The organism is Clostridium saccharoperbutylacetonicum N1-4(HMT), from assembly GCF_000340885.1.
Taxonomy (GTDB): Bacteria; Bacillota; Clostridia; order Clostridiales; family Clostridiaceae; genus Clostridium; species Clostridium saccharoperbutylacetonicum.
Genome location: NC_020291.1, coordinates 662,603 through 686,482, shown reverse-complemented (window position 1 = coordinate 686,482; position 23,880 = coordinate 662,603). Strand labels below are relative to the sequence as shown.

21 protein-coding genes are annotated in these 23,880 nt (G+C 29.3%); 2 read left to right on the top strand and 19 right to left on the bottom strand.

Features of this window, described 5'->3' with window-relative positions:
- Positions 1-573: 573 nt before the first annotated feature.
- The 10 genes from CSPA_RS03020 to CSPA_RS02975 all read right to left on the bottom strand — a co-directional run bounded on the left by CSPA_RS03020 (position 574) and on the right by CSPA_RS02975 (position 10,913).
- Positions 574-1,755, bottom strand: coding sequence for an acetyl-CoA C-acetyltransferase (locus CSPA_RS03020; RefSeq protein ID WP_015390736.1), 1,182 nt, complete (start codon positions 1,753-1,755; stop codon positions 574-576).
- A 228-nt stretch (positions 1,756-1,983) separates the two neighbouring features.
- A complete protein-coding gene (wecB, locus tag CSPA_RS03015; protein WP_015390735.1) occupies positions 1,984-3,138 on the bottom strand; it encodes a non-hydrolyzing UDP-N-acetylglucosamine 2-epimerase in 1,155 nt (384 codons plus the stop codon).
- A 140-nt stretch (positions 3,139-3,278) separates the two neighbouring features.
- Complete coding sequence (locus CSPA_RS03010) at positions 3,279-3,773, bottom strand: deaminase (protein WP_015390734.1); 495 nt, start codon at positions 3,771-3,773, stop codon at positions 3,279-3,281.
- 83 nt (positions 3,774-3,856) lie between these two features.
- Entirely contained in the window at positions 3,857-4,486 is a 630-nt protein-coding gene (upp, locus tag CSPA_RS03005) for a uracil phosphoribosyltransferase (protein WP_015390733.1), read from the bottom strand.
- A 406-nt stretch (positions 4,487-4,892) separates the two neighbouring features.
- A complete protein-coding gene (gene rpiB / locus CSPA_RS03000; RefSeq protein WP_015390732.1) occupies positions 4,893-5,342 on the bottom strand; it encodes a ribose 5-phosphate isomerase B in 450 nt (149 codons plus the stop codon).
- 112 nt (positions 5,343-5,454) lie between these two features.
- Positions 5,455-6,504, bottom strand: coding sequence for an L-threonylcarbamoyladenylate synthase (locus CSPA_RS02995; protein ID WP_015390731.1), 1,050 nt, complete (start codon positions 6,502-6,504; stop codon positions 5,455-5,457).
- A 122-nt stretch (positions 6,505-6,626) separates the two neighbouring features.
- The gene (locus CSPA_RS02990; protein ID WP_015390730.1) at positions 6,627-7,214 is read right to left on the bottom strand and encodes a hypothetical protein; all 588 of its coding nucleotides are present in this window, start codon (positions 7,212-7,214) and stop codon (positions 6,627-6,629) included.
- 62 nt (positions 7,215-7,276) lie between these two features.
- Positions 7,277-8,359: a peptide chain release factor 1 gene (gene prfA / locus CSPA_RS02985; protein ID WP_015390729.1), complete on the bottom strand. Its 1,083-nt coding sequence runs from the start codon at positions 8,357-8,359 to the stop codon at positions 7,277-7,279.
- A gap of 185 nt (positions 8,360-8,544) precedes the next feature.
- The gene (prmC, locus tag CSPA_RS02980; protein WP_015390728.1) at positions 8,545-10,302 is read right to left on the bottom strand and encodes a peptide chain release factor N(5)-glutamine methyltransferase; all 1,758 of its coding nucleotides are present in this window, start codon (positions 10,300-10,302) and stop codon (positions 8,545-8,547) included.
- A gap of 26 nt (positions 10,303-10,328) precedes the next feature.
- Positions 10,329-10,913, bottom strand: coding sequence for a thymidine kinase (locus CSPA_RS02975; RefSeq protein WP_015390727.1), 585 nt, complete (start codon positions 10,911-10,913; stop codon positions 10,329-10,331).
- A gap of 184 nt (positions 10,914-11,097) precedes the next feature.
- Between CSPA_RS02975 and rpmE the strand changes: the two genes are divergently transcribed.
- Positions 11,098-11,304 carry a 50S ribosomal protein L31 gene (gene rpmE / locus CSPA_RS02970; protein ID WP_015390726.1) on the top strand — a complete coding sequence of 69 codons (207 nt, stop codon included), beginning with the start codon at positions 11,098-11,100 and terminating at the stop codon, positions 11,302-11,304.
- 277 nt (positions 11,305-11,581) lie between these two features.
- Positions 11,582-12,697, top strand: a complete 1,116-nt coding sequence (locus tag CSPA_RS02965; RefSeq protein WP_015390725.1) for an MGDG synthase family glycosyltransferase — start codon at positions 11,582-11,584, stop codon at positions 12,695-12,697.
- Between the two features lie 41 nt (positions 12,698-12,738).
- On the opposite strand, the gene rho is transcribed toward CSPA_RS02965, so the two are convergent.
- From rho to CSPA_RS02920, 9 genes are all read right to left on the bottom strand, one after another.
- Positions 12,739-14,241: a transcription termination factor Rho gene (gene rho, locus CSPA_RS02960; RefSeq protein WP_015390724.1), complete on the bottom strand. Its 1,503-nt coding sequence runs from the start codon at positions 14,239-14,241 to the stop codon at positions 12,739-12,741.
- A gap of 415 nt (positions 14,242-14,656) precedes the next feature.
- Positions 14,657-16,267: a CTP synthase gene (locus tag CSPA_RS02955; RefSeq protein WP_015390723.1), complete on the bottom strand. Its 1,611-nt coding sequence runs from the start codon at positions 16,265-16,267 to the stop codon at positions 14,657-14,659.
- A gap of 173 nt (positions 16,268-16,440) precedes the next feature.
- A complete protein-coding gene (locus tag CSPA_RS02950; RefSeq protein ID WP_015390722.1) occupies positions 16,441-16,746 on the bottom strand; it encodes a hypothetical protein in 306 nt (101 codons plus the stop codon).
- Positions 16,747-17,031: 285 nt separating this feature from the next.
- Positions 17,032-17,448 (bottom strand): YwiB family protein, encoded by a 417-nt coding sequence (locus CSPA_RS02945; protein ID WP_015390721.1) that lies wholly within the window; start codon positions 17,446-17,448, stop codon positions 17,032-17,034.
- A 14-nt stretch (positions 17,449-17,462) separates the two neighbouring features.
- Positions 17,463-18,449, bottom strand: coding sequence for a DUF814 domain-containing protein (locus CSPA_RS02940; RefSeq protein ID WP_015390720.1), 987 nt, complete (start codon positions 18,447-18,449; stop codon positions 17,463-17,465).
- Positions 18,450-18,459: 10 nt separating this feature from the next.
- A complete protein-coding gene (gene spoIIR / locus CSPA_RS02935) occupies positions 18,460-19,224 on the bottom strand; it encodes a stage II sporulation protein R (protein ID WP_015390719.1) in 765 nt (254 codons plus the stop codon).
- Positions 19,225-19,364: 140 nt separating this feature from the next.
- The gene (gene ispE / locus CSPA_RS02930; protein WP_015390718.1) at positions 19,365-20,207 is read right to left on the bottom strand and encodes a 4-(cytidine 5'-diphospho)-2-C-methyl-D-erythritol kinase; all 843 of its coding nucleotides are present in this window, start codon (positions 20,205-20,207) and stop codon (positions 19,365-19,367) included.
- Positions 20,208-20,334: 127 nt separating this feature from the next.
- Positions 20,335-22,977: a cyanophycin synthetase gene (gene cphA / locus CSPA_RS02925; RefSeq protein ID WP_015390717.1), complete on the bottom strand. Its 2,643-nt coding sequence runs from the start codon at positions 22,975-22,977 to the stop codon at positions 20,335-20,337.
- Complete coding sequence (locus CSPA_RS02920) at positions 22,949-23,794, bottom strand: cyanophycinase (protein ID WP_015390716.1); 846 nt, start codon at positions 23,792-23,794, stop codon at positions 22,949-22,951. Before CSPA_RS02920 ends, cphA begins: the two co-directional genes overlap by 29 nt.
- Positions 23,795-23,880 lie beyond the last annotated feature (86 nt).

The window sequence follows — 23,880 nt, the reverse complement described above, 5'->3', positions numbered from 1 at the left end:
TCCCCCTTAACCTCAATAGATATATTATATCTTTTATGTTTATCATTAACAAATTACTATTTTTAGTTAAATTGCGTCTGTATATCCTATATAAGTTAATTATAACGATAATACTCCCGAATGCTTAGCAATTTCAACATTTTTCTTTTTTTTTCTTATTTTTTGACTTTTATTATAGCTCTCAAGTCTTTTTTCAGAATATTTTGTTAATTGAATAATTATTTGGCTTTTTATGTTAACATTTTCATTACAAAATTTGTTATTTATTTTTATCAATTCTATGAAATTTGGAGAAATATCACCTTTTTTAAGTTTTTTTTAATGATAATTCCTTTACATTCAAAATATGATATTTGAATATATAAATTTTTACTTATTCAAAATTTATTTTTTATTTTTAATTAATTAATCAATTATTCATTATTAATTAATCAATCACTCACTAATTCAAATACTATTTTCCTCTTTAGTATACTCTTTTATACCGAATCAATTAAAATTTTTATTATATAAAAAAGTTACTATGATAATATATCTTATCATAGTAACTTGTTGCGAATGTGAACTTGTATACTAAACTCTTTCAACTATAAGAGCTGTTCCCATTCCTCCACCTATACATAATGTTGCAAGACCTTTCTTAGCATCTCTCTTTTCCATTTCATGAAGAAGAGTTACTAAGATTCTTGCTCCAGATGCTCCAACTGGATGACCTAAAGCAATTGCTCCACCATTAACATTTACTTTTGACATATCAAACTTTAAGTCTTTAGCTACAGCTAAACTTTGTGCTGCAAAAGCTTCATTAGCTTCAATTAAGTCTAAATCTTCAATTGCTATGTTAGCTTTTTCTAATGCTTTTTTAGTTGCATGGAATGGACCATATCCCATTATAGCTGGATCTAATCCTTTTGAACCATAAGAAAGAATCTTAGCCATTGGCTTAATTCCTAATTCTGCTGCTTTTTCTGCACTCATAATAACAAATGCTGCTGCTCCATCATTAATTCCTGAAGCATTACCAGCTGTTACTGTTCCTTCTTTTATAAATGCTGGTTTTAATTTAGCTAAAGATTCTGCAGTTGTTCCAAATCTAGGAAATTCATCTGTATCAAATACTTTTGGGTCTCCTTTTCTTTGTGGGATAACAACTGGAACTATTTCATCCTTGAATCTTCCTGATGTAATTGCTGCTTCAGCTTTTTGTTGTGAAGCTGCTGCAAAAGCGTCTTGTTCTTCTCTAGTTAATCCCCATTCTTTAGCAATATTTTCAGCTGTAACTCCCATGTGGTAGTTATTAAAAGCATCCCATAATGCATCATTTATCATTGAGTCAACCATTTTACCGTCACCCATTCTTTGTCCGAATCTAGCAGACTTTAATAAATAAGGTGCAGCTGACATATTTTCCATACCACCAGCAACAATAACATCAGCATCTCCAGCTTTTATCATTTGGGCTGCTAAACTTACTGCTCTAAGTCCTGAACCACAAACTTTGTTTATAGTCATAGCTGAAACTTCTTGTGGTAATCCTGCTTTTATTGTTGATTGTCTTGCAGTGTTTTGACCAAGTCCTGCTTGAATTACATTACCCATTATAACTTCTTCAATTAATTCCGGTTTAACTCCAGCCCTGTTAACTGCTTCTTTAATTACTAAAGCTCCTAAATCTACTGCAGATACATCTTTTAATGCTCCACCAAAACTTCCTAATGCTGTTCTTACGGCACTTACAATAACTACGTCTCTCATGTTTGACCTCCTAAAATTCTATAAAATATTTATTTTCGTTAAATTATTAACATATCTAAATTATACCCTCTATTATTTTTTTTATCAAGTAAATTTTGTTAAATTTTAAACAAACTTCATACTTTTATAATTATCCATACCAAAAAAGCATATTTGCTTAATTTCTATAAAAATTAAGCAAATATGCTTGCAAAACATAACTCTAATCCAATTAATACACTAATTATACTATTTTATATTTTTAAACTCATCTACTTCATTTGAGCTTAATTCAAAATACTTTAATATAGCATCTGCTATTCTTCTTGAAGCTTCTCCATCTCCATAAGGATTAATAGATTTACTCATTTTTGAATATGCTTCAGAATTTTTTAATAATTTATTAGCTTCACTCACTATTTTATCCACATCAGTTCCCACAAGCTTAACTGTACCAGCTTCAACTGCTTCAGGTCTTTCAGTAACATCTCTCAATACTAGTACAGGTTTTCCTAAATGAGGTGCTTCTTCTTGCAATCCACCAGAATCGGTCATTACCATAAATGATTTATTCATTAAATTATGAGTTTCTTTAGTATCTAATGGGGATAATAAATGTATTCTATCCTTTCCACCTAATCTCTCAAAAACTACATCTTTAACTACTGGATTTAAATGAACTAAATATACTAATTCTACATCAGTGTTTTGCTCAACTATCTTATTTAAAGCCTCACAAATATTTTGAATTCCTTCTCCCCAGTTTTCTCTTCTATGAGCTGTAATCATTATAACTTTTCTATTGAAATCTATATTATTTAATTCGTCAGTTTCAAAAACATAATTTTCTTCAACAGTATGTCTCATAGCATCAATTACAGTGTTTCCTGTAATGTATATGTCAGATTCATTTATGCCTTCTCTTAATAAATTTTCTTTTGACCCCTTAGTTGGTGCAAAGTGTAAATCTGCTAAGCTTCCTGTAAGCTTTCTATTCATTTCTTCTGGAAAAGGAAAGTACTTATTAAACGTTCTAAGACCAGCTTCAACATGACCAACTTTAATTTGTTGATAAAACGCAGCTAGTGATCCAGCAAAGGTTGTTGTTGTATCTCCATGAACTAAAATCATATCAGGTTTTTCTTCTTGAAACACTTCTTCCAAACCTTCTAAAACCCTGCTTGTAATACCTGTTAACGTCTGCTTTGTTTTCATTATATTTAAATCAAAATCTGGTTTGATGTCAAATAACTCTAAAACTTGATCTAACATTTCTCTATGTTGAGCTGTTACACAAACTTTTGACTCAATTTGCTCTCTTTTTTCCAATTCTTTTACTAGAGGTGCCATTTTTATAGCTTCAGGTCTAGTTCCAAAAATGGTAATAATCTTCTTTGTACTCATTTTTACTTCCTCCAATTTAAGCTTGATTAAGTCAACTACTAGTAAATCAGTAGTCAACTGTTGAGGATAAAACCATAGTTTTTATGGATTTTAAAATTCCACCAATAGATTTCACCTTAAATTATTGCCTTCGGCACAATTTAATATCCTGCTTCCATAGTAATTTTTAAAGAATCGTCATCATCTATCCATGAATTCACATCAATTTCTCTATATTCATCCTTCGAATCTCGTATAACAACATTAATAATTCCTGAATTGATTATCAATCTTTTACACATTGAACATGAATTAGCATCTTTTACGTATTCCTTTGTTTTTGAATCTTTTCCAACTAAATAAAGTGTTGCTCCAATCATATCCCTTCTTGAAGCACTTATTATAGCATTAGCCTCACTATGTACACTTCTACATAATTCATAATGTGTTCCCCTTGGAACATTAAGAGTTTCCCTTATGCAATTATTTAAATCAATACAGTTTTTTCTTCCTCTAGGCGCTCCTGTATATCCAGTAGAAATTATCTCATCGTTTTTAACTATTATTGAACCATAGTTTCTTCTTAAACAAGTTCCTCTTTCTAGAACTGTTTCTGCAATATCTAAATAATAATTATGCTTATCTCTTCTTTCCATACTACACATCCCCCGTAAGTATAAATTATTTTGGGTTATACTAATAACTCTAGATATTTATATGGGTTTTATTGATGTATTTTTTACTTAGTTCCAAATAATCTATCTCCTGCATCACCAAGACCTGGTACTATATAACCATGTTCATTTAATTTTTCATCTATAGATGCTAAGTAAATATCAACATCATCATGTGCTTTTTTAACAGCTTCAATTCCTTCTGGGGCACCTACTAAACACATTAATTTTAAATTTTTTGCTCCTCTATTTTTAAGCATAGTTAAAGCATCTATTGAAGATCCTCCTGTTGCAAGCATTGGATCAACTACTATAATATCTCTTTCAGCTATATCTTGTGGTAATTTACAAAAATATTCAACAGGTTGAAGTGTTTCTTCATCTCTATATAATCCAATATGACCAACTTTAGCTGCTGGAATCAAATTTAATACTCCATCAACCATTCCAAGACCAGCTCTTAAAATCGGAACTACTGCCATTTTCTTACCTGCAAGCATTTTACACTTTGCCACAGCTACTGGTGTCTTCACTTCTACTTCTTCTGTATGAAAATCTCTTGTAACTTCATAAGCCATTAACATAGAAATTTCTTCTACTAACTTTCTAAAATCCTTTGACCCTGTTTTTTCATCCCTTAAGAAGGCTAACTTATGTAATATTAGTGGGTGATTTATCTCGATAACTTTACTCATTTTTTTATTCCTCCAATTTTACTATTGATATTTATATTTTATACATTATATGTATTTTCTAATTTATGTTTTTCAGTACTGCATAACTGCTTTTTGATAACCTTAGCAATGTATGTCTGTTCTTTTTATATTCTTAGTTCAGTATACCTGCTTTTTTATCGCTTGCAGTTACATCATACCTATTTTATTAATGATCTTAATTGCAGCATAGCTGCTTTTTTCTTTATCTTTATCATAGTATATCTGCATTTTTTAGACTTTCGCAGAATATAGTTTGTTTTTTATGATCTTGGTTGCAGCATAGCTGCTTTTTTCTTTATCTTTATCATAGTATATCTGCATTTTTTAGGCTTTCGCAGAATATAGTTTGTTTTTTATGATCTTGGTTGCAGCATAGCTGCTTTTTTTAATGTGTGTATTTTTTTTCTATATCTGAAATCTTGTTTATTCTTTTTTGATGTCTGTCACCTTCAAATTTTGATGATAAGAAAGTTTTTACAATATCTAAAGCAAGACCTGTTCCAACAACTCTTTGACCCATAGTTAATATATTTGCATTATTATGCTCTCTTGTTGCATGTGCACTAAAGGTATCTGAACACAATGCAGCTCTAATACCTGGAACCTTGTTTGCAGCAATGCCTATTCCTATTCCTGTACCACAAATTAATATTCCAAATTCATATTCTTTTGCAACTACAGCTTCTGCTACTGGTAATGCAATATCAGGATAATCGCATGAATCTGTTGAATGTGTTCCAAAATCTTTTACTTCATATCCTTCGCCATTTAAAAACTTAATTATTTCATTTTTTAGTTCTACTCCACCATGATCGCATCCTATTGCAATTTTCATAACAAATCATCTCCAAATCATATTTATTAATTAGAAATATATTATTTTAGAATATATTTTCGCAATTGACAATTGACAATTGACAATTGATAATTTAACATTGCTAACTGAGTTAAACCTCAATAATATCAAATCCAGCTGCCTTATTTAATCTATTCATAATAGCTATACCTACACCCTTTTCTTCATATCCCTCAGCCAAAACTATATCTGCTCCTAAATCATCGCATTTTCTTAAGGCTTCAAACAAATTTCTAGCTACAGTTGATAAATCTTTTATGCTGCCTATCACTATGCTAACTCCATCTGTATATTCATTAACATTTTCTTCAACAGTTAAAATACAAACTTTCTTACCTTTTTCTATATTATAGTGTACCATTTCTTTTATTTTTTCAATAGTTTTTTTTCTTTCTCCAGTTATTACCGTAACTTTAGCATTAGGGGAGTAATGTTTATACTTCATACCTGGAGCTTTAGGCTTTAAATTCTCTTGAGGCTTTTGCATAATAGCCTTATCTAACTGAATACCAGAATCAACCCCTCTAAGCATCTCCAATGTTATTCCACCCGGACGCAAAACAATAGGTGGAACTACAGTACAATCAACAATAGTAGATTCAACTCCAATATTGCTTTGCTCTCCACCTAAAATACAATCAACTTTTTCATCTAAATCTTCTATACATCTTTGAAAATCTGTCGGACTTGGTCTTCCACTTATATTGGCCGATGGTGCAGCTATAGTAGTATTAGACAGTTCAATCAACTTTCTAGCAATCTCATCATCTGGCATTCTAATACCTATTGAATCTAAATTAGCACTAGTAACTCCAGGTATTATATCCTTCTTCTTTAAAATAACTGTTAACGGACCTGGCCAAAATTTGTCTATCAATTGTTTTGCAACCTCTGGAACTTCTTTTGCATACAGTTCCACATTTTTTGAAGCAACATGAATAATTAACGGATTATCCTGCGGTCTTCCTTTAGCCATAAATACTTTTTCCACTGCTTTTTCATTAAGTGCATCTGCACCTAACCCATAAACTGTTTCGGTTGGAAATACTACAATACCTCCATTTTTAATAATTTCAGCTGCTTCTACTATTTTCTTTTCATCTACTTTAGGATCTTTAATTATATAAACCTTAGTTTTCAACTAACAACACCTCTTTCCGAATCAGCACATTAATTATATATAAGTTCTAATTAAGATTTTACATCTCACTTCAAGAAATCCCTAATGGATTTTATCATTAATTGACAATTGAAATGTATGTATTAAACTATAAGCTGCCCTCTTGCTATTTTTATATTCTGTATACTTTCACCAGTATATATAGCTTTTACACAATGTCTATATATTGAATCAAGTAATAAATATTTTTTAAGACCACCTCTTTTAATAACTTGAAAGTAATAATCGTTTTGAGGATTTATCTGTTTAATAGCATTATAATCCTTAGATATTTGAGGATATCTTTTAAAAAAGTTTTTATCTATTGGTCTCAATGCTCTATTTTTAAAAACTACACTCGTAACAATAACTATTTCTAAATCAAAATCTGATTTATTTGTATGTACTAAAGCAACTTTATCACATATAATTAAATTTTCTTTTGTAAAAATCCCCGTTTTAAATATTAACCTATTACTTAAATATCTGTATTCAACCTTATATCCATTCATTTTAATAATAATAGAAATTACAATTAACAACTCAATAAAAAACACATAGCTTATATAAAATACTTTTGTTAATCCAGTGACTAATAACGCTAAAGGAAGTATACAAGCAATTAAACCCATTATAATTAAAAATATTCTAAGATGTGCTTTTTCTCTTTTAACAGCCCTATATATATCCATATCTAATCTCCCAAAGTACTTTGAAAGCCTCACAAACTAATGCAAGGCTTTCTTGGTAAATATTACACTTCTGTATTTCCCATTAACTTCATTTTTTCCGCTTGGTCTGCTGTAATAAGTGAATTTATCATTTCATCAAGATCTCCGCCTAAGAATGCGTCTAATTTATATAAAGTCAAGCCAATTCTGTGATCAGTAATTCTTCCTTGTGGGTAATTATAAGTTCTAATTCTCTCACTTCTGTCTCCAGTTCCAACTTGACTCTTTCTATCTTCAGCAATTCCTTCTGCTCTTTCTCTTTCTGCTTGCTCAAAAAGTCTTGATTTTAAAACCTTCATAGCTTTTTCTTTATTTTTCAACTGTGATTTTTCATCTTGACACGAAACAACTAATCCACTAGGTATATGTGTAATTCTAACAGCTGAATCTGTAGTATTAACGCATTGTCCTCCATTACCAGATGCTCTAAATACATCTATTCTTATATCTTTATCTAAAACTTCAATTTCAACGTCATCAACTTCTGCAAGTACCGCTACTGTTACTGTTGATGTATGAATTCTTCCACTTGATTCAGTATCTGGTACTCTTTGAACTCTATGTACTCCACTTTCATACTTTAATTTTGAATAAGCTCCATTACCTTTAATCATAAATACAACTTCTTTAAATCCACCAAGATCAGTTTCATTTAAACTCATAATTTCAACTGACCATCTTTGAGTTTCTGCGTATCTTGTATACATTCTAAATAAATTGTATGCAAATAGTGCTGCTTCTTCACCACCTGCACCACCTCTGATTTCAACGAATACATTCTTTTCATCATTAGGGTCTTTTGGTAATAATAAAATTTGTATTTGATTTTCTAATTCTGCTTCTTTATTAGTAAGATCAGCTATTTCTTCATTTAGCATTTCTCTCATTTCTTTGTCGCTTTCGCCACTTAGCATTTCTTTGTTAGCTTCTAAGTCTTCTATAACTTTCTTATATTCTCTATAAGCATTAACTATTACTTCTAAGTCAGCATGTTCTTTACAAAGCTTTCTCCATTCATTTTGATTCTGCATAATTGATGGGTCACTGATCTTAACTGATAATTCATCATATTTATTTTCTATGAACTCTAATCTATCTAATAACATCTAAATCACTCCGTACTTATTTTTTCACATTTTTTCATTATACCACAAAATTGGTCAGTTAACAATTGTCAGTTTACAGTTAATGTTGGAATTACTTCGTAATTTCTATAATTTATATTCCAAGAAAAATCCCTGACTTTTCTCACCTCTAACTGTAAACTGTAAATTGTAACCTGTAAACTACATTAACTCTTAACTGCTATAACTATTCTGTCTAGACCAGCAAAATCTTTAATTACTCTTACATCTTTAAAATCATTTTCTTCCATTAAAGACTTTACGCTTTCTCCTTGATTATATCCTATTTCAAAAGCTAATATGCCATATGTCCGCAAAACTTCTCGACTTTGACTAATTATTTTTTTATAGAAATCTAATCCATCGATACCTCCACTTAATGCTGTATGAGGCTCATAATTCTTCACATCTTCCATAAGTTTACTTATTTCTTCCTCTTCTATATAAGGAGGATTTGAAACTATAATGTCATATATTTTTTTCTCTTCTATAGGCTTTTCTAACAAATCACTTTTCACAAAAGTAACTCTATTCTCCAGATTAATTTTTTGTATATTAATTAACGAAACTTTTTCTGGGATTGGATAATAATCTATTAAATCTACCTTTATATTTTGCCTAAAACTTGCCAATGCTATACCAATAGCCCCTGATCCTGAACATAAATCACATATATACTTTTCTTCACTTTCGTCTATAAGTTTAAGCACTTCTTCAACTAATATTTCCGTATCATCTCTTGGTATTAAAACCCCTTCTTCAACGTATAAATCAAGCCCCATAAATTCACATTTATTTAAAATATATTTAACAGGCATTTTATTTCTACGTTTTTCAATTAAATCAAAGTACTTTTTAGTATCCTCTTCACTAACTTCTTCTTCTTTATGAGTAATTAAATAAACTCTTTCCTTTTCAATTACGCTTCCTAATAATAACTCAGCATCTAATCTAGCTGTATCAATTCCTTTATCTTTTAAAGTAACTGTTCCAGAATTTATTAGATCTTCAATTTTTTTAGCATCCTTAATTCCTTCTGCAGCTTTTAAAGATGCAATAGCCACTTCAATTTGTGAATCATCAGGCTCTTTAGTAGTTAATAATTGTAACTTAAGACCTGGATATGCTATGATTTTAGCTAATATGCTGTCATTTTTACCAAGCCATTTTATAAGTTCATAACTTATTCCTGTAACTACTGGTATAAATACAATTCTAAGCACTAATCTTTCTACAATTCCACCCCATCCAGTAAAAGAAAAAACTATTATACTAACAAACATAACTAAGAATAAAAAATTTGTTCCACATCTAGGATGAAGTCTTGGTTGTTTTCTAACATTTTCTACTGTTAGCTCTTCCATAGCTTCATAACAAAATATAGTCTTATGTTCAGCACCATGATATTGAAACACTCTATATATGTCACTAAGTTTGCTTATTAAAAACATATATAATAGAAGTATTATTATTCTTATAACAGCTTCAACCAAATTTAAAACAACATTAGAAACACTTAGAACTTTAAAAAAAGAAGCTATTCCTGTAGGCAATGCAACAAAAAGCCCTATTGCAAAAATAAATGAGATAAACATAGTTATTCCAATTAGCACATTATTAGCTTTTTCACCCAATTTGTTTTCAAGCCATTTCTCAAATTTTGATGGTTCTTCTTCTTCATCTTCTAAAAATGAAGCTGAATAATTTAAAGATTCCATACCAATTTTCATTGACTCCACAAGTACAAAGAAGCCTCTAAGAAAAGGTATATTTAAAAACGGGAATTTCTTGGTAATAGGCCTGTTATCCTTAAAATCTATCTGTATATTTCCTTTTGGAGTTCTAACAGCCGTTGCTAGGCTTTTACTACCTCGCATCATAACACCTTCTATGACTGCCTGCCCTCCAACATCACATCTTTTCATTTATCTAAATCACTTACTCTCTTATATTATTTTTCTTTAAATTTGTAATAACATTCTCCACATAAAGATTCATATTGTACATTATCTTGCTCATCAATTGCAATCTGTTGACCTTCAAAGACAAATTCATTATTTATTTTTCTTCCATTAAATATTGCCTTTTTACCACACGCACATATCGTCTTCATTTCTTCAATACTATGCGCGAGCAGTAGCAGCCTTGTACTACCTTCAAACCCGTTTCTTTTAAAATCTGTCCTAAGTCCATAACATATAATAGGAATATTAATTTTCACAGCAATTTCAAATAGCTCATCAATTTGCTGGCTTTTTAAAAATTGAACTTCATCTACTAATATGCAATCTATATTCTGATTTTTATTTAAATAACTATGTACTATTTCTCTAATATCCTCAGCTTCAGATATCAAAAAATCCACTTTTCTTTTTACACCAAGTCTTGATACAAGAGTTTCTCCACCTTTATTATCAACTTTAGGTTTCATAATTACTATTTTCATACCACGTTCTTCATAATTATGTGCAACCTGCATCAAATGAGTTGACTTACCAGAGTTCATTGCACCATATCTAAAATATAATTTACTCATTTATTAATATTCTCCTTTTAGGTATCATACTCGATTATATCATTTAATTCTCATCATAAAAAGATATTTTTATATTATTGCTAATCTAATTAATTATTGACGCTAAAATTCCACTGTGCTATAATCTAATGGTTGTTATTGAATAATTAACATAAGTTTATATAATTGAAAGAGGTGAAAAATAATGAGAGAAGGCATACATCCAGAATACCACGAAGCAGTGGTTAAGTGCGCATGTGGAAACACTTTCACTACTGGTTCTACTAAAGAAGAACTAAAAGTTGAAATATGCTCTAAATGCCACCCATTCTTCACTGGTAAACAAAAAATTGTTGACGTTGGTGGAAGAGTTGATAAATTCAACAAGAGATTCAACCTTGACAAAAAGTAATACCCCTAGGAAAGACACAGTCTTTCCTTTTTTTAATGTTTCAGAAATAAATATATTTTAAAGTTAAATTCATATACTTTATATTTTCATATATTAAAATTAACAACAAAATGTGGTATAGCCACTTTACTTCATGCTTATCAATACATAAAGAATCATATTAATTAAGAAATATTAACCAATTCTTAATATTTTTTTATGTATATTATAATATATATATAATATAATATACATGGTAAGCCATGTAATATAATACATTTTGAAATGAGTGACTTTCATGAAAAAAGTTTTAATTTTAACTAATTCTACGGGACAAGGGCACAATCAAGCGGCTGCTTCTGTAGAAGAATCTTTTAAAGCTGCTAATTACGAAGTAAAAAAAATGGATCTTCTAGCTAAAAATACAAAATACATTAATGAGATACTTGTAATAGGTTATGAATTTTTAGCTTCATACTTCCCAAAAACTTACGGTTTGTTTTACAGCCTAACTGATACAAAATTAATTAACAAAATTTTAAGACCGTTCTTCTTTTTTGCAAGAAGAAAAGCAGTTACTTTAATAAACGAATTTAATCCTGATGTAATTGTTGCCACACATTCTATAAATATCAGTGTGATTTCTCCATTAAAAAAACAAGGATTAAAAATTCCATTTATTTTAATTGTTACAGACTTCAAGGCACATTATTTATATGTAGATCCTTATGTTGATGTGTATATAACTGGTAGTAATTATACAAAACAATCTCTAGTTGATAGACATATAAATCCAGACAAAATATATCCTTTAGGTATTCCTATTAATAGCAAATTTTATACTGAAGTTACATCCGTTAATGAATTAAAAAATGATGGGTATTTCAACCTATTGCTAATGAGCGGTAGCCTTGGATTAAATACAATTTTTCTAGTTCTTAAGGAATTATTAAAAAATAAACATAAATTAAGAATCACAGTTGTTTGCGGAAAAAATGATAATTTAAGAAACAAATTAACTAGTTACTGCAACAACAATACATTTGAAAACAAAAAACTTCATATATTAGGCTTTACTAAAGATATTTCATATCTAATGGATTATTGTGACATTATCATATCAAAACCAGGTGGCTTAACTGTTACAGAATCCATAGTAAAAAATATTCCTTTAGTTATACCATTTGCAATTCCTGGCCAAGAAAATGAAAATATAGATTTTCTAGTTGGTGAGGGTTACTGCATACATGTAAAACACATACGGAATATTAATAATGTAGTTGATAATTTAATAAATAATCCTGAGGAATTATCAAAAATGAGAAATAAATTAAAAGAATTAGCTGATACCTATTCTTTAACTGAAATAGTGAATATTTCAAACAAATTAATTTCTAACAGCAAAAAAAGATGACCATTTATAATATTGGTCATCTTTTTTGTCACTCATTTATACTATGAATTTCTCTTTTGAAAAACTTCTATAAATTCTTTATTATTTTTAGTTTTAGATAATATGTTAATAAGATTTTCTGTAATATCTTCAATATTCCCATCTTTGTACATAGTTCTTCTAATTGAAAACGCTACTTCTAATTCTTCTTTTGATAAAATTAAGTCATCTTTTCTAGTTCCTGATTTGTAAATATCAATTGCAGGGAAAATTCTTCTTTCTTGTAATCTTCTATCTAAATGAACTTCCATGTTTCCTGTTCCCTTAAATTCTTCAAAGATCATATCATCCATTCTTGAACCAGTTTCAACAAGTGCAGTTGCAAGTATTGTTAAGCTTCCACCTTCTTCAATCTTTCTAGCTGCCCCAAAGAATTTCTTAGGCATAATAAGAGCCCCTGGATCAAGACCTCCAGATAAAGTTCTTCCTGTAGGAGTTATTGTTAGGTTATATGCCCTCGATAATCTTGTTATACTATCTAGAAGAATAACAACATCTTTACCTTGCTCAACCATTCTCTTTGCTCGTTCTAAAACCATTTGAGATACTTTAGCATGATTTTGTGGTTCTTCATCAAAAGTTGAATAAACTACATCTCCGTTTATAGATCTCTTCATATCTGTAACTTCTTCTGGTCGTTCATCTATAAGTAATACAATAAGCTTTGTATCAGGATAATTTTTAGCTATATTTTGAGCAATCTTTTTTAATACTGTAGTCTTTCCTGCTTTAGGTGGCGCTACTATTATACCTCTTTGCCCCTTACCAATAGGACATATTATATCCATTAATCTTGATGCTAAATCATTGCTATCAGAAGTTTCTAGTCTAACTCTTTCCTTAGGATATATTGGAGTTAAGGTTTCAAAGGATTTTCTTCCTATAGCCTTTTCTGGGGCTTCTCCGTTAACCTTTTGAACAAATAAAAGAGCTTTAAATTTTTCTCCTTCTTTTGCTTCTCTTACCTTTCCTTCAACTTCATCTCCTGTTCTTAAATTAAATCTTCTAATTTGAGATGGAGATACATAAATATCGTCACTACTAGTTAAATAATTCTTACATCTTAAAAACCCAAAACTATTGTTTTCTAATATTTCTAAAATTCCATTTGCAACACTAGAATCATTTATCATTTCTCGTAGATTTTCTTTTTTATCATTTTTTTCAACTCGAGCATTATCTGAACTCACATTAGAATTATTATTCACCTTCACATCTTCTCTTTGCGTTACCTTTACAGCTTCATTTGTATTATTAGGCTTTGAAACTACGCCTTCAGTTGCATTATCAGTCCTTGAAACTACAGTTTCATCTGCCTTTACAGCTTTAGGTGCTATATTTTCTCTCAATATAACTCCATCTTTTTTTATAAAATTATTTGAACCTTTCAAAATTTCTTCAATCAATTCATGCTTTTTGAATTTAGATATATTTTTAACATTTAAATCCTTTGCAATATCCCTCAAACTAGTTAAGGTCATACTTTCATATTCTTGTTTTGTCAAAATTGCACCTCCAATTTATAGATATAAATCTATAAAAATAAATTATTTAGTTTTCTCATTAAAATCTTGGAATTATAATCGTAAGGTAATAAGATGTGATTTTGCTGTGGAATAAATATAAGTTTTTAAGATATTCAACTTTTATTTAACTCATATCATTACTGTATAAGCTTCACTGTATAGCCTATATATGTTCCAATTATCAATTATCAAGGTTCAATTAACGATAAAGCTTAAATAGAAATTTCCATTATCACCTTTTCTTTCAGAATTTTTTTAATTGATATGTAAGATATTAATTAAAGCTTATATATCTTTAAAATTATGTTGAACTGGCAACTACCAAAAAGTAATTACCAGTTCAAACTATTAATCTTTATTTATATTATATCTTAAACTAAAAAATAAAACAAATTTACTTTCCTTGATTTTCTTTTAATGATGCTTCTATAAATCCTACAAATAATCTATGTGGCTTATTAGGTCTAGACTTTAATTCTGGATGGAATTGAACTGCTACGTACCAAGGATGATCTGGAACTTCTACAATTTCAACTAATCTATCATCAGGACTTGTTCCAACAATTTTCATTCCGCCTTCAATTATTTGTTGTCTATAATCATTATTGAATTCATATCTATGTCTATGTCTTTCTTCAATTAATTCCTTCTTGTATACATCATATGAATTACTGTTTTCATCTAATTTACATGGATATTTTCCTAATCTCATTGTTCCACCGAGATTTTCAATATCCTTTTGATCTAGCATTAAATCTATTACAGGATATTTTGTATCTGGATTTATTTCTGAACTATTTGCATCTTCAAATCCCAATACACTTCTTGCATATTCTATTACAGCACATTGCATTCCTAGACAAATTCCTAAGAAAGGCTTCTTATTTTCTCTTGCCCATTTTATTGCTGAAATTTTTCCTTCTATTCCTCTGTCACCAAAGCCACCTGGAACTAAAACACCATCTACATCTCTAAGTAGCTCATTTACATCTCCAGTCTCAACCTCTTCAGCATTAACCCATTTTATTTCTACATTAGTATTATTAGCATATCCACCGTGACTTAATGCTTCAACTACAGATATATATGCATCGTGTAATTCTACATATTTACCTACAAGTGCAATCTTAACATTGTTCTTAAGATGTTTAATCTTTTCAACCATGTCTATCCATTCTGAATTATCTATATCTTTGCAGCCTAGATGTAGTTTTTCACAAACTAAATTATCTAACCCTTCATTATGTAACATTAATGGTACTTCATATAGATTTTCTGCATCTAAATTTTGAATTACAGATCTTCCATCTATATTACAGAATAAACCTATTTTAGCTTTAATATCGTCATTTAATTCTTTTTCAGCTCTACAAACTATTATGTCTGGTTGAATACCTATCATTCTTAATTCTTTTACAGAGTGTTGAGTAGGTTTTGTTTTTAATTCTCCAGCTTTTCCTAAGTATGGCACTAACGTAACGTGGATGTAACAAACATTTTCTGCTCCAACTTCACTCTTGATTTGTCTTATAGCTTCTAAAAATGGCTGAGATTCAATATCTCCAACAGTTCCACCAATTTCAGTTATTACTACATCTACATCTCTTTCATTTGCTACTTGATAAACTTTATCTTTTATAGCATTTGTTATATGAGGAATTACTTGAACAGTCCCACCAAGATATTCTCCTCTTCTTTCTTTTTCTATAACAGAGCTATATATTTTACCAGTTGTAACATTAGAATTTAGAGTTAAACTTTCATCTATAAATCTTTCATAGTGTCCTAAATCTAAATCTGTTTCAGCTCCATCATCAGTTACAAAAACTTCCCCATGTTGATAAGGACTCATAGTTCCTGGATCTACATTTAAATATGGATCAAATTTTTGAATAGAAATTTTTACCCCTCTATTTTTCAATAATCTTCCAAGAGATGCTGCTGTAATCCCTTTACCTATGCCTGAAACAACTCCACCTGTAACAAAAATATATTTTGTATTCATTTTATCCTCCCTATGTAAAAAAATTTTATACAATTTTTTATTGACTTATTATTTCAATAATGATATAATACAAATTACCCCATAAATTAAATACATAAGCTATGGGGTATTTGTGTTGCTTAATAACATAGGTAATATCATATCACACATCAAACTTAATATCTAGTCTTTTTTTATAAATTAATCATATCATTTTTTTCTATACTATTTTCTAATTGAAAGTATTCTTCTCTAAAAAGCCTGTTTACAAGGAATTTTTCTTCTGCTAATCTCAAATTTTTATTAATACTCTTTGATGTTTTTAATTTAAATACTTCTTTAATTTTTTCGGCGTCAAGACAATTATTATTTTTTAAAATTAATAATAATATGTATTTGTTATCTTTATTTTTTAGAAATTCTATAAATTTTTCTTCACTTATTCCATAATAATTACATACATTGTTTAATATTTTTACATACTTTAATGCATTTCTCATTTAATCACTTCCATTAAAATTATATCCACATATATTTAATTTAATCATTCCAACTTTAGCACTTATAAATTATTAATTATTAATTATCACCATTAACCTATTCATACTAAGTAAGTACTTCCAAATTTTTGCGTCAACCCTTGATTTTATAAGCTTTTGTCTCTTATACATAACTTACTTTTAATAAGCAAAAAGGAGTATTGCTCATGATTTAAATTTCAATCATTTTGCCTACTCCCTTATTAATTATCTGTAATACACTCTAAAGTTACTATACTTATGAACTTATTGTACCTTTATGTCAATATTCAAATTTGTTTTTAATGCAGGTTGCTCTCCAATTTCTAATATGTATATTGTATTTATACTTCCACCATCTTCGCTAACATCTATATTAAGCCTTATTGTATCTATTTCAAGATCCATTACTCCATAAGGTGTTTTATACATGGATACTGTTCTTTTATTTTTCACAAATTCCATTTTAGTTTCTGTAGTTCCTTCTCTTATTAAATCGAAAGAATCTTTTCTTATTATTATTGTAGTTTTTGTTCCTTTCATTCCTGAAAGCTCTGTTTCATCGTATTGCACCTTGAAACCATCTTCTATTTCACAAAAATCACCAGGTGTTACTACACTGATTAAATCTTCTTCATCATTTAGGACTGTACTATTAACAGCAATAATTGCTTTTTTATTCATTATCTCACTCCAATTTAATTAATATTGTATTTCTCTAATTCTTCTTGAGTAATAGGTTCAACTTCTTTAGCTTCACTAAATTTTGTTGAGAATTGCCCATACCTAACTTCAACTAATTTTTCATCTTTACCTTTGCTATATCTTGCAGACAATCTGCATGCCAAGGTCAAATCCTCGTCTGTTGGGTTATTTCCTTCTGGAATTATTACCATTGCACCACTAAACTTTGTTGTCAAAAACATTATATCCTTCTTATTTAACACTGCTTTTATTTGTTGACCTTCTTCAGCTGTTCTTGAAACTATTATTTTAGTATTATTACTAATAAAATGTCTTCCATATTTAAGTAAATGAATATCCTTTTCTGTAACTTCTTCTTTTCTACTTAAAATTTCTTTCAATCTAACAGCATAACCTGGCTCAGTTAATTTACAACCTCCAGCTGGAGATGGATAATCTTTTATTCCCCATTTCTCTGCAAGTTCCATTTGAGGTTTTCTATTTCTTCCCGAAATATCTAATAGCTTTTCTCTATCAACTAGTCCGTCTATTTCCATTTGAGTTTCTTTTAAATTCTTTGCACATAAAGGTCTTAAGATTTTATCACTAAATCCAGATTGCTTTTTTACTACATCAAGTGCAGACCTATTTTGTGACATAGGTCTTTGATTTAATACTTCACCAGTAATAATAAAATCTGCACCAAACTTTTCTAATAATTCACCTGAATATCTCATCATCATTGAATGACAATCTATACAAGGATTTATATTTTTACCCCAGCCATGCTTTGGGTTTTTAACCATTTCAAAATGTTCTTTCGAAAAATCTACAACTTCTAATCTTATTCCTATTTGTGCAGTCATTCTTTTGGCATTTTCTTCATTAAAAAAATATGATTTAAAACAAATACCTATTACTTCTATTCCCTGTTCTTTGATCAACTTTGCAGCTAAGATGCTATCTAATCCACCTGAAATCATAGCTAATGCTTTTGTCATTTTGTTCCTCCTAATTAAATAAATCATTAAATATTTCTAATATCTTAAATTTCACTTGTACCTTATTTTCTTTATTTTCTTCATCATCCACTTTATTAGTGTCAGCTCCATCTATGTTTAATTCTGATTTTAAATCAGCTTGTTTTTCATTTGCTTTAATTCTAGCTTCTGTCTTATCATATTCTACTTGTGCCTTTGATTCATCTACAAAACATAATGGTGGAAACATAACACACCACCAATTTTTGCCCTGTCCACTTCCTATTATTACTCTAAAAGCTTCATAATTTCCTTGAGGTAAAATGATATTTCCATAAGACTTTTCCGGAAAATTTTCTCTGGATAATTGTGTAGCCACGCTATAAGAATAATTATTTTGCTTAATTACTTGCTCTGCAATTTCATGAACCTTGTCCATATTTCTCTTAATTATCTGTCTAGATTCATCCAGAGACTGCGAATTACTTAAATAGGGATATAAATAGTCTATAACTTCGTCTCTAACTTTTAGCTTTAGTTTTTGATCTTCATCACTATCGCTATTAGCAATAACATGAAATCTAATTAATGAATCTTTTACTTCATCATAATTCAGAATTTCACTCTTTTCTTTATTATTAGCATTTTCATCAGTTGCATTCCTACTCTCTGTACTTACACTTCTATAATTATCCTTAAAGTTACCTTTTAAGCTTGTACATCCTGTAAGTATATGAGTACCAAATATTATTGTAATTATAAAAATTATCTTTCCTAATTTTAAATTTTTTTTCATAAACAAACCCCCTTGTAGTTGAAAGTATTACCACTTGGAGGTTTTTTATACGTTATGTTTTTAAGCATATAAAAAATATATTATTATTTCAATATATGACCTATATGATTAACTCGCCTTACACTTTCATATGCTTTACTTTAAATAGTTCTTGTTATAAATACATCTTTATATTTTTTCTTCATATTATCGTAACACGTTTGAGCCTTTAGCATATCATCAAAAAAAGCAAAAACTGTAGGTCCACTACCACTCATCATAGTTCCTATAGCACCATCTATAGTAGTATCCTCCTTAATTCTTGATATAATTCTATGCTTTCTTAAAGTAACATTTTCTAATAAATTTTTCATGTTATTTGCTACAAAATATATATCATCCTTTTCCATATTCTTTATGAGCTCTTCTATCTTTGGATGAATTATAACTTTTGATAAATCAAACTCCTTATACACTTCCTTGGTTGAAACTCCAAAGGGTGGTTTAATTAAAACTAAAATTTTATCTTTAAATCTCTTTAGTTCAGTAATTTTTTCACCAATGCCTTCACACAATGCAGTTCCACCATTAATACAATAAGGTACATCTGCTCCTAACTTTAACCCTAATGCCTTTAGATCATCATCACTAGCATTTATATTAAATATTTTATTCATAAGTTTCAAAACAGCCGCTCCATCAGTACTTCCACCTGCTAATCCAGCTGAAACTGGTATATATTTAGTTATATCAATATCAACACCATCACTTATAGAATAGGTTTCTTTAAAAAGTTTTGCTGCTTTATATGCTAAATTTCTTTCATCTGTAGGTACGTAATGCTTATTGCATTTTATATTTATTCCAAAATCGCTCTTTTTAACTTCAATTATGTCATACAAATCTATTGTTTGCATTATCATTCTTAGTAAATGGTATCCGTCTTCTCTTTTACCAACAACATCTAAGGCAATATTAATTTTTGCATAAGCCTTAATCTTCATTTTCATATATCCTTTCCCAAACATTTTAACAACATTTTATCATAGGTAAAAAATCTTGTCTAATTATGTTTAGCTTTAAAAGGCTATATTCTTTATTAAATAATATAAAAGCATTTCTATTTTCAAATTAATTTACATCTACTTTATACTGTTTTACATTTTCAAAAGTATTTATTTCATTTATTTTTTCTTTACTTACAAACTCTAAAAGCGGCTCCAATTTTTCATAGAATACTACAATTGTATCTCCAGGCTTGCTTATATTAATTGCATTATTTAAGGCTTCCACCTCTTCTAAACATATCATTAAATTTGCATTTTTATTAACCTTCAAAACTGCTTCTTTTAAAAGTTCTGCTATTTCTCCTGGTTTCCTTCCTCGCTTATCCCTATCTTCCTTTATAACTATTTTATCTAAAGTATTTGCACATATTTCACCAATTGCATATCCAATTTCATTTTGTCTATCTCCTGGTATCCCAATCACCCCAATCAAATCATTTTCTTTTTTCATGCCTATTAACGATGATATTACAGCTTTATAACCTTCAATGTTATGTGCATAATCTAAAATTATTTTTCTATTTTTGTAGTCATACACATTAAATCTTCCTACATTAGAGTTATTGCCTAATCCAAACTCCATGAATCCTTTTGTAATCATACAATAATCAACTTCTAGAGCAACTAATCCTCCACACGCTGCCATTGCATTTTCTATATTATATTCTAAGTTTCCATCATAAGTTATTGGCAAGTCTTTAATAGAAACAATCTCATATTTTCTCTTATTATTAACTACAATTATCTTATCATTTTCAATAAATATTGCTATTTTACCTGTAGCTATATTTTCTTGTACCAATGGATTATCTTTAAATTTCGAAAAATATATTTTTTCGGCCGTGAATCTATTTATTATGGTCTTACTATATTCATCATCAGCATTTATAACAACAAATCCATTTTCTTTTACAGCTTCTCCAACTAGTGCTTTTACGAAACATAATTGCTCCATAGAATCAATACCATCTAATCCCAAGTGATCATTGGTTATATTGGTTATAATTGCAACATCAGCTAGATCATATGCTAAACCTCTCTTAACTAATCCCCCTCTTGCAGTTTCTAAAACAGCTATATCTACATCTTTATTCATTAGTATTGTTCTTGCACTATCAAAGCCTGTATCATCACCTTTATGGATGCACTTATCATTTAAATAAACACCATCAGTTGATGTCATTCCCACATCATTTCCTATTTTCTTTAAAACATGACTTATCAATCTTGTTGTTGTTGTTTTTCCATTAGTACCAGTAATAGAGATTACAGATATATTGCTTGGTTCTTCATCATAAAGCATTTCAAATATTGCTTTTCCTACATCACGCCTTTTCCCCTTTGAAGGATAATGATGCATTCGTATTCCTGGAGCTGCATTTACTTCTAATATTATCCCATTACCTTCATCAAGAGGGATACTTATATCTTTTGTACAAATATCTATTCCACATATATCTAATCCCAATATTTTAGCTGCATTTATGCAATATTCTATATTTTTATCACAAATTTTCTCAGTACAATCAATTGCCATACCACCAGTTGAAAGATTTGCATTTTCTCGTAATACTATTTTTTCACCCTTCTTAGGAATATAATCTAATTCAAAACCTCTCTTTAAAAGACATGAAATTAATTCAGAATCAATTTTTATCTTAGTTAATGCTTTTTCATGATCCTCCCCTCTTAATGGATCTTCATTTATAATATCAATAAGCATTTTCAAGTTATCTTTTCCATTTCCAATAACAAAAGGAGCTATTCTCAATGCCACTGCTTCAACTTTATAATTAACTACACAAACCCTATAGTCTTTTCCTTGATAATATTTTTCTATAATAATATCTTTATGAATTTTTTGTAAGTTAATATACGCATCAACTAACTGTTTATGATTTTTAATATTTAGTATAACTCCATTTCCTTTATTACCACATTGAGGCTTCAATACTACAGGATATCCGATTTTTTCCGCCTTCTGTAATAACGAAAATAAATTATGCACTTTATGCCCCTCTGCCACTGGGATATTTTGATTTCTAAGCAACTCTTTAGTCAAAAGCTTATCACAGGATATATCTACCCCCACACAGCTTGTTTTATCACCTATGGATGCTTCAATTATTTTAGCCTTTTTACCATATCCAATCTGGTATATGTTACTATCCCCAAGCTGCATAACTGGAAGTTTATATTCTTTAGCTGCATCACAAATTGCCTTTGTAGTGGTCCCCATATGCTCTTTTTGCAATATTCCTTTAATTATTTTTATTCTCTGCTCATAATTTAAAGGCATTTGCCTAATTAAAGAATTTATTAAATCAATTGCTAAATTAGCTACTTCATGCACAGTATTTTTATATTCGTATTGTACTATAACATAGTATATGTCTCCACTAACCTCTCTTGCCTTACCATAAGATACATCTATGCCTAAATTGTTTTGTATTGCTATCATTATATGTTCACAAATATGAGCTAAATATGTCCCTTCCTCAAGTCTTTTAACAAAACCACCATTTTCATCAATTCCACATCTATGCTTTTTAAGTTCTGGAATGATTTTAATAAGATTAATATTAAAGTTAGGTATTTCAGCACTTGAAATTTCTGAATATCCTTCTAAATCAACATCGATTCTTATACACTTTTTATGAGAATAGATATTTTGCCCTTCATATATTCTCTTTTGTATTATCTTCATGATTAATTTTTTCCTCCTCAAAAGGTGACTTTTTTATAAAATCAAACTTATTGCCATTTGTTAAAACATGTAATTTTACGTTATGCATGCTCAAGATTTCATCTGCATGCAATTCTGATACATTTGTATATGTAATTGTACTGCCATCAATAAAATAAACTGCACCTTCTCCTATAACCTCAATAGTGCCAGTCTGATTAACTATTATTCCTGTATTTTCATCTATTCCTATCCCCAAAATTTCAGGATTTTGAGCAATTCCAGCCAAAAGTCTTCCTATCCTTCCTCTTTGAGCAAAATGCTGATCAATAATAACACCTTTAATCAATCCAAACCCAGGCGACATCTTTAAAGTACACTTTCTAGGAGAATCATCATCATCACCTTGAACCACCATAGTATCGCTCATAACTGATGCTCCAGCGGATGTTCCAACTATAAATTTTCCTTTATTGCATGCCTCTTTCAATTCATCATAAATAGGTGTCCCACCAATTAAACTAGTTATTCTCAATTGATCTCCACCAGTAAAAAAAATTAATGCAGACTCTCTGATTATATTTACATTTCCCTCTTCATAAGCATCACATCTTTCAGCAATATCCAACACTTTGATATTTCTGACATTAAGGTTCCCAAAAACCTCTTTATATTTTGCTGCTACCTCTTTAGGATATTCAGTTGCAATTGTTGCAATTACTAATATATCCTTTTCCTTATCAATTGAATCACACACTCGTTTTAATATTTCTTTTTTTCCTTCTTTATCTTCAGCCCCCCCGATTATTATTAAATTTCCACTTAATATGTTTTCCAAAAATTATCACCTCATATCATGCATTACATATTATGACCCACTATCAAATAATTATTCAAAAAAAAGATTCATTAAAATAAACTAAA